13 protein-coding genes are annotated in these 13,412 nt (G+C 61.4%); 3 read left to right on the forward strand and 10 right to left on the reverse strand.

Annotation, left to right across the window (positions count from 1 at the left end; genetic code table 11):
* Positions 1-199 precede the first annotated feature (199 nt).
* Positions 200-601, forward strand: coding sequence for a GFA family protein (locus tag SB756_RS22535; protein ID WP_410911910.1), 402 nt, complete (start codon positions 200-202; stop codon positions 599-601).
* A gap of 107 nt (positions 602-708) precedes the next feature.
* Here SB756_RS22535 and SB756_RS22540 read toward each other — a convergent pair whose 3' ends face one another.
* From SB756_RS22540 to SB756_RS22585, 10 genes are all read right to left on the reverse strand, one after another.
* Complete coding sequence (locus tag SB756_RS22540; protein ID WP_410911912.1) at positions 709-2,664, reverse strand: DUF4105 domain-containing protein; 1,956 nt, start codon at positions 2,662-2,664, stop codon at positions 709-711.
* Positions 2,661-2,981: a DUF2388 domain-containing protein gene (locus tag SB756_RS22545; RefSeq protein ID WP_019473446.1), complete on the reverse strand. Its 321-nt coding sequence runs from the start codon at positions 2,979-2,981 to the stop codon at positions 2,661-2,663. Before SB756_RS22545 ends, SB756_RS22540 begins: the two co-directional genes overlap by 4 nt.
* 37 nt (positions 2,982-3,018) lie before the next feature.
* Positions 3,019-3,312 carry a DUF2388 domain-containing protein gene (locus tag SB756_RS22550; protein ID WP_410911915.1) on the reverse strand — a complete coding sequence of 98 codons (294 nt, stop codon included), beginning with the start codon at positions 3,310-3,312 and terminating at the stop codon, positions 3,019-3,021.
* 88 nt (positions 3,313-3,400) lie between these two features.
* Entirely contained in the window at positions 3,401-3,718 is a 318-nt protein-coding gene (locus tag SB756_RS22555) for a DUF2388 domain-containing protein (protein ID WP_410911917.1), read from the reverse strand.
* Between the two features lie 304 nt (positions 3,719-4,022).
* Positions 4,023-4,238 carry a DUF1127 domain-containing protein gene (locus SB756_RS22560; protein WP_012269957.1) on the reverse strand — a complete coding sequence of 72 codons (216 nt, stop codon included), beginning with the start codon at positions 4,236-4,238 and terminating at the stop codon, positions 4,023-4,025.
* Between the two features lie 434 nt (positions 4,239-4,672).
* Positions 4,673-6,166: an acetyl-CoA hydrolase/transferase family protein gene (locus SB756_RS22565; protein ID WP_049273105.1), complete on the reverse strand. Its 1,494-nt coding sequence runs from the start codon at positions 6,164-6,166 to the stop codon at positions 4,673-4,675.
* A 186-nt stretch (positions 6,167-6,352) separates the two neighbouring features.
* Positions 6,353-7,789, reverse strand: a complete 1,437-nt coding sequence (locus tag SB756_RS22570) for an NAD(P)(+) transhydrogenase (Re/Si-specific) subunit beta (protein WP_410911919.1) — start codon at positions 7,787-7,789, stop codon at positions 6,353-6,355.
* A gap of 2 nt (positions 7,790-7,791) precedes the next feature.
* A complete protein-coding gene (locus SB756_RS22575; protein ID WP_016484308.1) occupies positions 7,792-8,106 on the reverse strand; it encodes an NAD(P) transhydrogenase subunit alpha in 315 nt (104 codons plus the stop codon).
* Positions 8,107-8,117: 11 nt separating this feature from the next.
* Positions 8,118-9,239, reverse strand: coding sequence for a Re/Si-specific NAD(P)(+) transhydrogenase subunit alpha (locus SB756_RS22580; protein WP_341797240.1), 1,122 nt, complete (start codon positions 9,237-9,239; stop codon positions 8,118-8,120).
* A 436-nt stretch (positions 9,240-9,675) separates the two neighbouring features.
* On the reverse strand, positions 9,676-10,575 hold the full coding sequence (locus SB756_RS22585; protein WP_410911921.1) for a LysR family transcriptional regulator: 900 nt from the start codon (positions 10,573-10,575) through the stop codon (positions 9,676-9,678).
* 161 nt (positions 10,576-10,736) lie between these two features.
* Here SB756_RS22585 and SB756_RS22590 point away from each other — a divergent pair, with 161 nt between their 5' ends.
* Positions 10,737-11,918, forward strand: a complete 1,182-nt coding sequence (locus SB756_RS22590) for an acyl-CoA dehydrogenase (protein ID WP_016497451.1) — start codon at positions 10,737-10,739, stop codon at positions 11,916-11,918.
* Positions 11,919-11,932: 14 nt separating this feature from the next.
* Entirely contained in the window at positions 11,933-13,153 is a 1,221-nt protein-coding gene (locus tag SB756_RS22595; protein ID WP_410911922.1) for a CaiB/BaiF CoA transferase family protein, read from the forward strand.
* Positions 13,154-13,412 lie beyond the last annotated feature (259 nt).

Here is a 13,412-nt window from a genome sequence, read left to right on the forward strand (position 1 = left end):
GCAGGGAGCATGCGAAGGGGGACTGCAGGAAGGCGGGCACAGGAATACATCAGAATCACCATTGTTGTTGTTGATTGGGCCGGGCGCGGTGTTTACCGGGTGCCCTGGCTGACCGGTCTAGTGCCGGTAGTGGCGGCTATCCTATGAGGGCAAGCTTTCAGCCAGCTTTCGCTGAGGCAAAGGCGACGAGAGGTAGGTGATGCAGAATGTGACCGAAGGGGGCTGCCATTGCGGCGCCTTGCGTTACCGGTTGGAGGGTGACCTGACAGACATTGCCCACTGCCACTGCACGATTTGCCGCCGGGTAAGCGGTGGGCTGGTGGTGACCTGGCTCACCTTGCCCCGTTCGGGGTTTGTGTGGCTGGCGGGTGAACCGCACTGCTATGTGGCACCGGCCAGTTGCAGCCGGTACTTCTGCGGGCAGTGTGGGGCGCACGTCGCGCTGGTGACCACGCACAGCCCTGAGACGATCGACGTGACGGTGGCGACGCTGGATCACCCGGAGCGGGTGCGGGCCAACCGGCATATCTGGGTGGGCAGCCGGTTGCCCTGGTTGCATCTGGATGAGGATTTGCCGTCGGAGGCGCAGGAGAGCCTGTAGGCTTTGTACTGCCTGTGCTGGCTTCTTCGCGGGTAAACCCGCTCCGACAGGCTACGCATACCCCTGTAGGAGCGGGTTTATCCGCGAAGAGGTCGGCACCGGCAACATCACAATTGCAGGCCACCCGCAGCTTTGTGCAGCGCCCGCAAATGCTCTCCGATCTGCTTCACATTGGCCTCGACCGCGGCAATTTCCTTGGCCCGTGATGGTTCCAGCAGCGCCCTCACCTCTTTGTCCAGGCTGGTGCTCAAGCGCAGCAGCAGCGCCTGGCGTTCGCTGCTGACCTGCTCGAGGTGCTTGCGCTCTTCGGGTTGTGGCAGCCCGTAGCCCTTGGCATCGAGCAACTCTGCCGGGCGGCTGAGGAAACCGCTGTTGGCGAGCATCTGCTTGAGGGTGGCGTCAGCTTTGTTGATGCTGCCATCTTTCCGCGCCGCGGCATTCAGGTAACGTTGCTTGACCTCGTCCTGTGCCAGTAGCAGTTGCCGGCGCAAGCTGGCCTGTTCAAGCAGCAGCAACGCAGCGCTGGTGCGCAGGTCGGCCTTGGCGAACCAGGGGCGGCGCTGTTCGGCATCCTGGGCCAGCCAGTCTTCAACCAGGGTTTGCTTGATCGGCAGCTGTTTCCTCAGTACCTCGAACATGGCCTGGTAGCGGTCGCGGTAGGAGTCGAAGCGGTAGCCCAGGCGCAACGCCTCGCGTGGGTCGTCGAGTACGCTGGTGTCGGCCAGCCCCCTGCCCTTGAGCACGGCCAGCAAACCGTTGGGCATGATGCTGTCGAGGTCGTTCAGGCGTGGGTTGGCGGTGCCGCTGCGCAGCAGTTTCAGTGACTCCACCGCACAGTTGTTGGACAGGAACCAATAGTTGCCGTCATAGCTCCAGTGCATCTCGGCGGCCTGACGCACCAGGTTCTCGACTTCATCGCGGCTGAGCTTCAGGGGTACCGAGGCCAGGCTACGCAGTTCGGTCTTGGTGTACTCATCGATCACCTGGCCCAGCGGCAGTACGAACAATCGCGAGGGGTAGACACCGACCAGGCCGTCCCAGCTGGACAGCTGCACGTCGTTGACGAAGGCGCGGTACGACAGCACCAGGCTCTGGTCGAGGTCCAGGCGGCAGTCCGGCCCGCGTGGGCGGCCGGGCTTGCAGATCACCAGGCGCAGCATGCTGTGGCCCCACCGGCTGACCAGGTTCTGGTTGGCTTCGGCCAGCAGGTAATCCACTTCATACACCCGCTCGGGGTCGATTTCACCCAGCGGCTGGCGGGCGAAGTCGCTGCCCGCGTTGATGAACGGCAGGCCCTTGGCGCAAGTGTCCTGTTGGGGTGCCCAGCCGAAGTGTTCGCGCAGGTATTGGTTGAGCGCCGGGCGGCGGCAGCCGTAGCTCGGGTCGAGGAGGAAGTACTCCATGTTGACCGCGATGTACTCCTTGGGGCTGCTCAGCTCATAGCTGTCGGGGCTGCGCACGAATTGGCCATTCTGCTGTTCGCGCTCCCCGCGTCGGCCCACGTATTGCTGCCAGCCGGCCAGGTCGAGCAGGCGCGGGTCGTCGCTGAGGGTGAAGCGGCGCTCGGCCTGGCCGCGGCATTCTTCGGGCAGGCCAATCTTGCCCAGCGTGCCTTGCTGGCGCTTGCAGCGGGCAATCAGCGAATTTTCCGCACCGGTCCACAGGCGGGCACGGTCGTAGATATGGGTGACCTCGTGCAACACGGTGGCCAGCAGTTCTTCACGTACGGTGCCGTGTGGGCGGTTGGTGCGCTCGGTGGCTGCGCTGCCGTCGGTGAGGCTGGGCAGCAAGCGACGGTTGAGCTCAAGGGTGGACACCAGCGATGCCTGGCCGTAGGCATCGGCCGGCATGGTGTCGCTCCAGCTCACCCGCACGCGGCGGTCCAGCTGCTGCTTGAAGCGAGGGGGCAGCTTGCCCATGGCCTCGTCAAGCAAGGCCTGGGTGGCTTGGGTTTGTTCTGGGTCGAGGCCGGATGCCTGCAGCTGGAGCTGCAGGTCGGCCAATGCGGGCGTACCGAGCAGCGTCAGGGCGCAGCCGAGCAGCCAGGTACGCATGCGGTTCACAGCGCGAGGATGGCTTCGGCCAGTACCTGGTCGCTGGCGCCGCGTGCTTCTGGTACACGCTCGCGCAGGGTGCTGAAGGCGGCCTCAAGCTGGACACCGCGAATGTCGCCATTGCTGGCGACGAAGCTGGCGGCGTCATCGTGGGCTTCGCGTACCACTTTGGAGTCGCGAATTGAGGTGGTGGTGTCTGAGGTGAAGTCGATCGAGCGGCCAAAGGCACGCACGATGATGTTGCTGGTGGCCACCAAGGTCTGTGCATGGGCCAGGTCGGCCAGCAGCAGCATGCCGAGGGTAGCGGCAATCAGCGGTTTACGCATGGAGCATCTCCGAAAAAATACAAGGAGTCAGATGTAGCTATTGGACGAGAATTGCCTGCGCCAGTTCCAGATCGCCGACGGCGTGCTGTGAACAATTGTGGCGTAATGATTCCAGCGCGGCCTCCAGCCGCACACCGCGGATCTGGCCGTCACTGGCAACGAAGGCGGCAGCATCGTCGCGTGCCTGGCGGACCACTTTGCGATCAAACGGTGCGCTGGTGACCTGGCTGGTGACATAGCCAGTGATGACCAGGCTTTGCGTGGTGGTATCCATGGCATGGGCACTGGCCATACCTGCAACGGAGAACAGCAGCGGCAACAGATAACGCATGGGCTCTATAACGGCTGGGAAAGTGGGCGACAAAGGCGGGTGCAGCTGTGCGTGTGGAAACCCGCACAGCTGAACGGCTCAGCCGGGGTCAGAGCGCCAGGATGGCCTGGGCCAGTTGTGCATCGCTTGCTTGCAGAGCCGGCATCTGCGAGCGGATGTGCAGGAAAGCGCTTTCCAGCTTGGCACCGCGGATGTCGCCCTGGCTGCCAACGAAGCTGGCGGCGTCGTCACGGGCGGCCTGGACGATCTTGTCGTCACGGAACGAAGAGGAGATATCGGAAGTGGCATCGGTGGACGCGGCCACTGCGCCAACGACGGCGTCGGTGGTGACAACGAAGCTGGTGGCGTTTGCGGTGCCGGCCAGGCTCAGCATCAGGGCGGCGCCAATCAGGTGTTTACGGGACATGATGGTGGACTCCTGGACTAGGATCGAGTGGTTCTGCTTATCGGACGCTCACACAGCTCGTCGCGGTACGTTTAACAGTGGGTTTCAACAGACTGTTAAGCCAAGCGTATCACGCGCCGTTGTTTGTGGAGGTTAATGAACGGCACGCCAATTAACTGTACCTGTATGTTTTTGGTTTATTTAAAACTGTACTGGTAAGCCTACGAGCGGCTCTAGCGTGCGGCCTGGAAATAAAAAACCCGTCGCAGTTACCTGCAACGGGTTTGGGAATTAGCGGTGCCGGCCGAAGCCGGCAAGCCGGTGCTTAGCGCCAGAAAGGCTTGCTCAGCTCTTCGTAACGCTGCGACTCGCTGATGCCGGCGTCGGCCAGCAGACGGCTGTCCAGGCGAGCCAGTTGACGGCGGCTGGCCATGCGGCGCTGCCACAGCAGCAGGGTGGACAGTGCGCGCAGCGGCATCGAGGCGTTGGATTGCTGGGCGTTGCTTTCAAAAACCAGACCGGAACTGAGGGTACGTTCCATGATGCTTCATCCTTCCGCTTATGGCGGGATTAGGTAGTGATTTAACTGATGCCAATGATCCTCCCCTGCTGTCCATAACAGTAGATACAGTTATGCAGTAAGACGATGGCTCAGTTAACTGTGTAACCCTACTGTTGCACTCCAAATAGGCGCAACTGTACTGGTCTGCACTTTGTTGGTGCATTTTCATGCTAGACAGGGGATTGCTCAGGCGAGACGCAGCGATACGACCAGTACAGTAGTACAGTTTGTTTCGCTGTTGAGGGTGGGGTGTTCTAGCACAGGGATTTGACTGTTATGGCTCTTTCGCGGGCTTGCCCGCTCCCACAGGTGATGTGCTGCGCATAGGGCTGCGCCTGACCTGTGGGGGCGGGCAAGCCAGCGAAGAGGCCGGAACAGCAGAAGCAGGGCCGCCGTTCCGTCCGGTGTGGGGGTCAGCTAGCCAGCATACGGCCAGTTTCTTCCAGGTTCTCGTGCCAGCTCAGCGCTTCACGCAGGATGTGCGGGGTATGGCCACCGCGCTGGCAGGCGCGATCGAAGTAGTCGTTCAGCGCTGCGCGGTAGTCTGGGTGCACACAGTTGTCGATGATCGCCCGTGCCCGCTCGCGTGGCGCCAGGCCACGCAGGTCGGCCAGGCCTTGCTCGGTGACCAGGATGTCCACGTCGTGCTCGGTGTGGTCGACATGGCTGACCATCGGCACCACGCTGGAAATCGCGCCGCCTTTGGCAATCGACTTGGTGACGAATACTGCCAGGTGGGCGTTGCGGGCGAAGTCGCCCGAGCCGCCAATGCCGTTCATCATCCGGGTACCGCACACGTGGGTGGAGTTGACGTTGCCGTAGATATCGAACTCCAGGGCGGTGTTGATACCAATGATGCCCAAGCGACGTACCACTTCCGGGTGGTTGGAGATTTCTTGCGGGCGCAGCACCAGCTTGTCCTTGTACCGCTCCAGGTTGCCGAAAACGTCGGCATTGCGGCGGCCGGACAAGGTGATCGAGCTGCCCGACGCGAAGCTCAGCTTGCCGGCGTCGATCAGGTCGAAGGTGGAGTCCTGCAGTACTTCGGAGTACATGGTCAGGTCTTCGAACGGCGACTCGATCAGGCCGCACATCACCGCGTTGGCGATGCTGCCGATACCGGCTTGCAGCGGGCCGAGCTTGTTGGTCATGCGGCCGGCTTCAACTTCATTCTTGAGGAAGTTGATCAGGTGGTCGGCGATGCCCTGGGTTTCGTCATCCGGCGGCAGTACGGTGGACGGTGAGTCCGGCTGGTTGCTGATGACAATGCCGACAATCTTGGCCGGGTCGATCGGGATGGCGGTGCTGCCGATGCGGTCGTCGACCTTGACCAGCGGGATTGGCGTGCGGGTCGGGCGGTAGGTCGGGATATAGATGTCGTGCAGGCCTTCGAGGTTGGGGTTGTGCGAGAGGTTGATCTCGACAATCACCTGCTTGGCAAAGATCGCGAAGCTGGCCGAGTTGCCTACCGACGTGGTTGGCACGATGTGGCCTTGCTCGGTGATGGCCACCGCTTCGATGACTGCGATGTCCGGCAGCTTCAGCTGCTGGTTGCGCAGTTGCTCGACGGTTTCCGACAGGTGCTGGTCGATGAACATCACCTGGCCGTCGTTGATGGCCTTGCGCAGGGTGCTGTCGACCTGGAACGGCATTCGGCGAGCCAGCACGCCGGCCTCGGTCAGCTGCTTGTCCAGGTCGTTGCCCAGGCTGGCGCCGGTCATCAGGCTGATTTTCAGTGGCGACTGCTTGGCACGTTCGGCCAGTGCATGCGGTACGGCCTTGGCTTCGCCGGCGCGGGTGAAACCGCTCATGCCGACAGTCATGCCGTCCTCGATCAGACCAGCGGCATCAGCCGCACTCATTACCTTGCTGTGCAGGGAGGACAAGCGGATACGATCACGGTACATGGATTGTTATCTCGGGCTACTGAAACTACTGCAGCGCAGTCTAGAGATTTAGCCCATTGCCGTCCCACGACCATGGTCGTATGAGAAGCCTTGAAGTAGAGCCGTTGATCCGGATCAATAAAAGCAAAGCCCCGGCAGAATCTGACCGGGGCTTCCTTTATATCAGTTGGTTTGCAGCGGCGTTTCTCACTCCACCGCCTTCACCATGTCTTCGATGACCTTCTTGGCATCACCGAACACCATCATGGTCTTGTCCAGGTAGAACAGTTCGTTGTCCAAGCCGGCGTAGCCGCTGGCCATGGAGCGCTTGTTGACGATGATGGTCTTGGCCTTGAACGCTTCGAGGATTGGCATGCCGGCGATTGGCGATTTGGGGTCGTTCTTCGCCGCCGGGTTGACCACGTCGTTGGCGCCCAGCACCAGCACCACGTCAGCCTGGCCGAACTCGGCGTTGATGTCGTCCATCTCGAACACCTGATCGTACGGTACTTCGGCCTCGGCCAGCAGCACGTTCATGTGCCCGGGCATGCGGCCCGCCACGGGGTGGATGGCATACTTCACGGTCACGCCGTTGTGGGTCAGCTTCTCGGTCAGCTCCTTCAGCGCGTGCTGGGCACGGGCCACCGCCAGGCCATAACCCGGGACGATGATCACGCTGTCGGCGTTGCTGAGCAGGAAGGTGGCATCGTCGGCCGAACCGGACTTCACCGGGCGCTGCTCTTTCGAGCCTTGCGCTGCGCCGGCGTCGGTATCGCCGCCAAAGCCACCGAGGATGACGTTGAAGAACGACCGGTTCATCGCCTTGCACATGATGTACGAGAGGATGGCACCGGACGAACCCACCAGGGAGCCTGCGATGATCAGCATCGAGTTGTTCAGCGAGAAGCCGATACCGGCCGCCGCCCAGCCCGAATAGCTGTTGAGCATCGACACCACCACTGGCATGTCGGCGCCGCCGATCGGGATGATGATCAGCACGCCCATGACGAAGGCCAGGGCTAGCATCAGGGTGAAGGCGCTGTAATGACCAGTGAAGGTGAACAGCAGGCCCAAGGCGATGGTGGTCAGACCCAGGATCAGGTTCAGCTTGTGCTGGCCGGGGAACTGTACCGGTGCGCCCTGGAACAGGCGGAACTTGTACTTGCCCGACAGCTTGCCGAAGGCGATCACCGAACCGGAGAAGGTGATTGCACCGATGGCTGCGCCGAGGAACAGCTCCAAGCGGTTACCGGTGGGGATCGGGTCGCTGATTGCGGCAACGATGCCCATCGACTGCGGCTCCAGCACGGCGGCGATGGCGATGAACACCGCAGCCAGGCCGATCATGCTGTGCATGAAGGCGACCAGTTCCGGCATCTTGGTCATCTCGACGCGCTTGGCCATGATCGAACCGGCGGTACCACCGACCAGCAGGCCGACGATGACGTAGCCAATACCCGCGGTAGCCAGTTCGGCGCCCAGCTTATAGATGAGGCCAGCCGTGGTGAGCATGGCGATGCCCATGCCGATCATGCCGAACAGGTTGCCGCGCCGCGACGTGGTCGGGTGCGACAGGCCTTTGAGCGCCTGGATGAAGCATACCGAAGCGACCAGGTACAGAAGTGTTACCAGATTCATGCTCATGCTTACTTCTGCCCCTCGTTCTTGGCTTTCTTCTTGAACATCTCAAGCATGCGGCGGGTGACCAGGAAGCCACCGAACACATTGACCGCGGCCAGGGCCACGGCGAGGGTGCCCATCAGCTTGCCGGCAGGGGTCACGGTGAGGGCGGCGGCCAGCATGGCACCGACGATAACGATGGCAGAGATGGCGTTGGTCACGGCCATCAGCGGCGTGTGCAGTGCCGGGGTGACGTTCCACACCACGTGGTAGCCCACATAGATGGCCAGCACGAAGATGATGAGGTTGTAGATGCCATGGGAAATCAGCATGTCTTCCATTGTCGTGCTCCTTAGCCGTTCTTGCGGACGACTTGACCATCACGGCACATGAGGCAGGCCGCGACGATGTCGTCTTCGAGGTTGATGACCAGCGCGCCGTCTTTGTCGAACAGCAGCTTCATGAAGTCCAGCAGGTTGCGCGCATACAGCGCCGATGCATCGGCACCCAGCTGGGCCGGCAGGTTGGTCGGGCCGACGATCGTCACGCCGTTTTCCTTTACCACCTGGTCAGCAACGGTGAGCGGGCAGTTGCCACCCTGGGCTGCAGCGAGGTCGATGACCACCGAGCCGGGTTTCATCTGCGCAACGGTTTCGGCGCTGAGCAGAGTGGGTGCCTTGCGGCCTGGGATCAGCGCCGTGGTGATGACGATATCCGCTTGCCTGGCGCGCTCGTGCACGGCCTGGGCCTGGCGTTGCATCCAGCTGGCTGGCATGGGGCGGGCGTAACCGCCAACGCCTTCAGCGCACTCGCGTTCCTCATCGGTCTCGTAAGGCACGTCGATGAACTTGGCACCCAGCGACTCGATCTGCTCCTTCACGGCCGGGCGTACGTCGGACGCTTCGATCACTGCACCCAGGCGTTTGGCGGTGGCGATGGCCTGCAGGCCGGCAACACCCGCCCCCAGGATCAGCACGCGCGCGGCCTTCACGGTACCTGCGGCGGTCATCAGCATGGGCATGAAGCGTGGGTAGTAATGGGCAGCCAGCAACACGGCCTTGTAACCGGCAATGTTGGCCTGCGACGACAGCACGTCCAGGCTCTGCGCCCGCGAGGTGCGTGGCGCGGCTTCCAGGGCGAAAGCGGTGATGCCGCGTTCGGCCATCTTGCCGATCAGGTCACTGTTGAAGGGGTTGAGCATGCCCGCCAGCAGGCTGCCACTGTTGATCAGGGCCAGCTCCTGGTCGTTGGGGGCGACCACCTTGAGTACCAATTGGGCGCCGTAGGCATCGGCTGCGCTCCCAAGGGAAGCGCCCACGGCCTCATAGGCACTGTCCGGAATGCTGGCGTTGAGCCCTGCCCCCCGTTGGACGGTGACCTGATGGCCCTGGCCAATCAGTTTCTTGATGGTTTCCGGGGTCGCAGCGACCCTTGTCTCACCGGTCTGCGTCTCGAGAGGAACACCAATGTGCACGACTATTTCTCCTGCGGTGACCTTTTGTCTTTGTAAGAGCCAGCGCACTTCGGATGGTGCGCTGGGGCGGCTGTGGAGCGCCGACCCGCCGAATCCCGGGCGGGCGAAGCATTTTGCAGACGAACCCGGGGGCCTTCAACCGGTTATGGAGTGAAACGAAGTTAAAACTACAAGTCACCCTGTGACCGCTTGTCGCAGTTATAAGGTTGCAGCCCCTCAAACATGGGCTATTGGGAGATTAGGAGAAAAAATGAAAAATATTTGGGTCAGTACGCTCACGGCACGGTAGATGTCGCAAAATCACCCGCAAAGCAGCGTGGTTAGCAGGGTTAAAGGGTGTTTTCATCTGGGCATAACAGTTTATGCATATGCGACAAATACATACATCTGTAGGTGTTTAAAATAATTGACTACAGGGTCAATTTGTCGCACTTGGTCAAGTGGCTGAGGTGTAGGCCTGGGCCTGGCCAACCAGCCAGTCGCGGAAGGCGCGCAGTGAGGCCGACTCTACCTTGCGCTCCGGAATCATCAGATAGTAGGCCTTGTCGCTGATCAGGGCATGCCTGTTAGCGACCACCAGCCTACCCTCCCCCAGCTCGCGCTGGATCAGGAACGGCGGAATCAGCGCGATCCCCATTTCATGTATGGCCGCCTGGGCGAGCATCGAGAATAGTTCATAGCGCGGGCCTGTCATGTCGCGTTCTACATTCATCCCCAAACTGCCGAACCACTGCCGCCAGGCATACGGGCGTGTGCTTTGTTGCAGCAAGGGCAGGTGGGCGATGCGCTGTGCTTCAAGCATGCCCTGCCCGGCCAGCAATGCCGGGCTGCAGACGGGGACCGGGTTCTCCCCCATCAGCCGGTGCGACTGGGTGCCGGACCAGTCGGCATCACCGAAATAGATAGCGGCATCGAAGGGGGTGTCGGCGAACAGGAATGGCCGGGTGCGGTTGGTGAGGTTGACCGTGACCTCCGGGTGGCGTTGCTGGAAGTCCTTGAGGCGCGGAAGCAGCCATTGGGTACCAAAGGTAGGCACTACGGCCAGTTCGATCACGCTGGCGCCCTGCTGGCCCATCACCGACAGGGTATCGCGCTCTACGGCGTCCAGTTGTGCGGCAACCTGGCGGCTGTAGGAAAGACCGGCCTCGGTCAGCTTCACGCCGCGGCGCGAACGGCGGAACAGTTCCACATTTAGGAAGGACTCGAGGCCGCCAATCTGCCGACAAACGGCACCCTGGGTCAGGGCGAGTTCCTGCGCAGCCTTGGTAAAGCTCTCGTGGCGTGCCGCTGCCTCGAAGCAAACCAGGGCGGTGGTGCTGGGGATCTTGCGGCGCATGTACGTCAACCTCACTCGTAAGGCTGTTTATAAGGTGTTTTACCGATTTACGAAGTGACAAATTATCACTAATTGGTGCGCAATCCTCGTTTGTCCCGGCGGCCGATCAGGCCTAGGCTCAAAGGCACAAGAAACTGCCCCCTATTTCGAGGATTTCGCTCATGGCCGGTAAAGCAAGCTTCCACTGGATCGACCCGCTGCTGCTCGATCAGCAGCTCACTGAAGAAGAGCGCATGGTGCGTGACAGCGCTTATCAGTTCGCCCAGGACAAGCTGGCACCACGTGTGCTCGAGGCTTTCCGTCACGAGCAGACCGACCCGGCGATCTTCCGCGAGATGGGGGAGATTGGCCTGCTGGGTGCCACCATTCCCGAACAGTACGGTGGCAGCGGCCTTAACTACGTGTGCTATGGCTTGATCGCCCGAGAGGTCGAGCGTATCGACTCAGGTTACCGCTCGATGATGAGCGTGCAATCGTCGCTGGTAATGGTGCCCATCAACGAGTTCGGCACCGAGGCCCAGAAGCAGAAGTACCTGCCCAAGCTGGCCAGTGGCGAGTGGATCGGTTGTTTTGGCCTGACTGAGCCGAACCATGGCTCCGACCCTGGCTCGATGATTACCCGTGCCAGGAAGGTCGACGGTGGTTACCGGCTGACCGGCAGCAAGATGTGGATCACCAACAGCCCGATCGCTGATGTGTTCGTGGTCTGGGCCAAGGACGATGCGGGGGATATCCGCGGCTTTGTCCTGGAAAAGGGCTGGCAGGGGCTCAGTGCCCCGGCAATCCACGGCAAGGTCGGCCTGCGCGCCTCGATCACCGGTGAAGTGGTCATGGACAATGTTTTCGTACCAGAAGAGAACATCTTCCCGGATGTGCGCGGCCTCAAAGGTCCGTTCACCTGCCTCAACTCTGCCCGGTATGGCATCTCATGGGGGGCGCTGGGTGCGGCCGAAGCCTGCTGGCACACCGCGCGTCAGTACACCCTGGACCGTCAGCAGTTCGGCCGCCCTCTGGCTGCCAACCAGCTGATCCAGAAGAAGCTGGCCGACATGCAGACCGAAATCACCCTGGCACTGCAGGGTTGCCTGCGCTTGGGGCGCATGAAGGATGAAGGCACCGCTGCCGTGGAAATCACCTCGATCATGAAGCGCAACTCCTGCGGCAAGGCGCTGGATATCGCCCGCATGGCGCGCGACATGCTGGGTGGCAACGGCATCTCCGATGAGTTTGGCGTGGCCCGTCACCTGGTAAACCTTGAGGTGGTCAACACCTATGAAGGTACTCACGACGTGCATGCACTGATCCTGGGGCGTGCGCAGACCGGTATCCAGGCCTTCTATTAATAAGGAGCCAGCCCATGGGCGCGCTATCACATCTGCGGGTGCTGGACCTTTCGCGCGTGTTGGCCGGCCCATGGTCTGGCCAGATTCTCGCTGACCTGGGCGCTGACGTTATAAAGGTGGAGCGCCCGGGCAGTGGTGACGATACCCGCGCGTGGGGGCCGCCCTTCCTCAAGGATGCCGGGGGTGAAAACACCAGTGAGGCGGCTTACTACCTGTCGGCCAACCGCAACAAGCGTTCGGTGACCATCGATTTCACCCGGCCTGAAGGGCAGCGCCTGGTGCGTGAGTTGGCGGCGAAGTCCGATATTGTCGTCGAGAACTTCAAGGTGGGTGGTTTGGCGGCCTATGGGCTGGACTACCAGAGCCTGAAGGCGATCAACCCACAGCTTATCTATTGCTCCATTACTGGTTTCGGCCAGACTGGGCCGTATGCCAAGCGTGCGGGTTATGACTTCATGATCCAGGGGCTGGGTGGGCTGATGAGCCTGACTGGCCGCCCGGAGGGTGAGGAAGGCGCGGGGCCGGTCAAGGTGGGTGTGGCGCTTACCGACATCCTTACCGGGCTGTACTCAACGGTAGCCATGCTTGCCGCCCTTGCCCATCGGGAGCAGACCGGGGTGGGCCAGCATGTCGACATGGCGTTGCTCGATGTACAAGTAGCCTGCCTGGCTAACCAGGCCATGAATTACCTGACCACGGGCAACCCGCCTCGGCGCCTGGGCAACGCGCACCCTAATATAGTGCCCTACCAGGACTTCCCTACGGCGGACGGCGACTTCATTCTTACCGTGGGCAACGACAGCCAGTTCCGCAAGTTCGCAGAAGTGGCCGGGCAACCACAATGGGCGGACGATCCACGTTTCCTTACTAATAAGCAGCGGGTGGCCAACAGAGCCGAGCTGATTCCACTGATTCGCCAGGCCACGGTATTCAAGACAACCGCCGAATGGGTTGCCCAGCTGGAGGCTGCTGGGGTGCCGTGCGGGCCTATCAATGACCTGGCGCAGATGTTCCAGGACCCACAGGTGCTGGCGCGTGGGTTGGCGGTGAACATTCCGCATCCATTGGCGGGTAGCGTGCCGCAGGTAGCCAGCCCTATACGGTTGTCGGAGACGCCGGTGGAGTATCGACGGGCGCCGCCGCTGCTGGGTGAGCATACCGAGGCGGTATTGGTGGAGCTGCTGGGGCTAGAGGCAGGTGAGGTGCAGCGCTTGCGCGAGGCCGGCGTGCTGTAGAAACGGCTGGTGCTACATAAGAGCAGGGAGGCCGCCAGGCCTCCCTGCTTTGCTTTTCAGCGATATTAAGGTTTCTTGAAATTAAAGGTTGACGCCCTTCCGAATCCCCTTATAATGCGCCCCACTTCCAGCGACATCGGAACGATAAACTCCTTGAGATTCAATGAGTTAGGTAGTTAAGGTGCTGCTGAAAGGGCTACGATCGAAAGATCGCAAGCGGTTGAAATGGTGGTTGACAGCGCTTCTAAACGCTGTATGA

This window comes from Pseudomonas sp. SIMBA_068 (assembly GCF_046534705.1).
GTDB classification, from domain to species: Bacteria; Pseudomonadota; Gammaproteobacteria; order Pseudomonadales; family Pseudomonadaceae; genus Aquipseudomonas; species Aquipseudomonas putida.

Bases quoted from the DNA above. Each gene is read 5' to 3' on its own strand.
- SB756_RS22570 (WP_410911919.1), bottom strand. From the start codon at position 7,789: ATGAGCATGAATCTGGTAACACTTCTGTACCTGGTCGCTTCGGTATGC.
- SB756_RS22545 (WP_019473446.1), bottom strand. From the start codon at position 2,981: ATGCGTAAACCGCTGATTGCCGCTACCCTCGGCATGCTGCTGCTGGCC.
- SB756_RS22590 (WP_016497451.1), top strand. From the start codon at position 10,737: ATGGCCGGTAAAGCAAGCTTCCACTGGATCGACCCGCTGCTGCTCGAT.
- SB756_RS22585 (WP_410911921.1), bottom strand. From the start codon at position 10,575: ATGCGCCGCAAGATCCCCAGCACCACCGCCCTGGTTTGCTTCGAGGCA.
- SB756_RS22535 (WP_410911910.1), top strand. From the start codon at position 200: ATGCAGAATGTGACCGAAGGGGGCTGCCATTGCGGCGCCTTGCGTTAC.
- SB756_RS22555 (WP_410911917.1), bottom strand. From the start codon at position 3,718: ATGTCCCGTAAACACCTGATTGGCGCCGCCCTGATGCTGAGCCTGGCC.
- SB756_RS22595 (WP_410911922.1), top strand. From the start codon at position 11,933: ATGGGCGCGCTATCACATCTGCGGGTGCTGGACCTTTCGCGCGTGTTG.
- SB756_RS22565 (WP_049273105.1), bottom strand. From the start codon at position 6,166: ATGTACCGTGATCGTATCCGCTTGTCCTCCCTGCACAGCAAGGTAATG.
- SB756_RS22575 (WP_016484308.1), bottom strand. From the start codon at position 8,106: ATGGAAGACATGCTGATTTCCCATGGCATCTACAACCTCATCATCTTC.
- SB756_RS22550 (WP_410911915.1), bottom strand. From the start codon at position 3,312: ATGCGTTATCTGTTGCCGCTGCTGTTCTCCGTTGCAGGTATGGCCAGT.
- SB756_RS22560 (WP_012269957.1), bottom strand. From the start codon at position 4,238: ATGGAACGTACCCTCAGTTCCGGTCTGGTTTTTGAAAGCAACGCCCAG.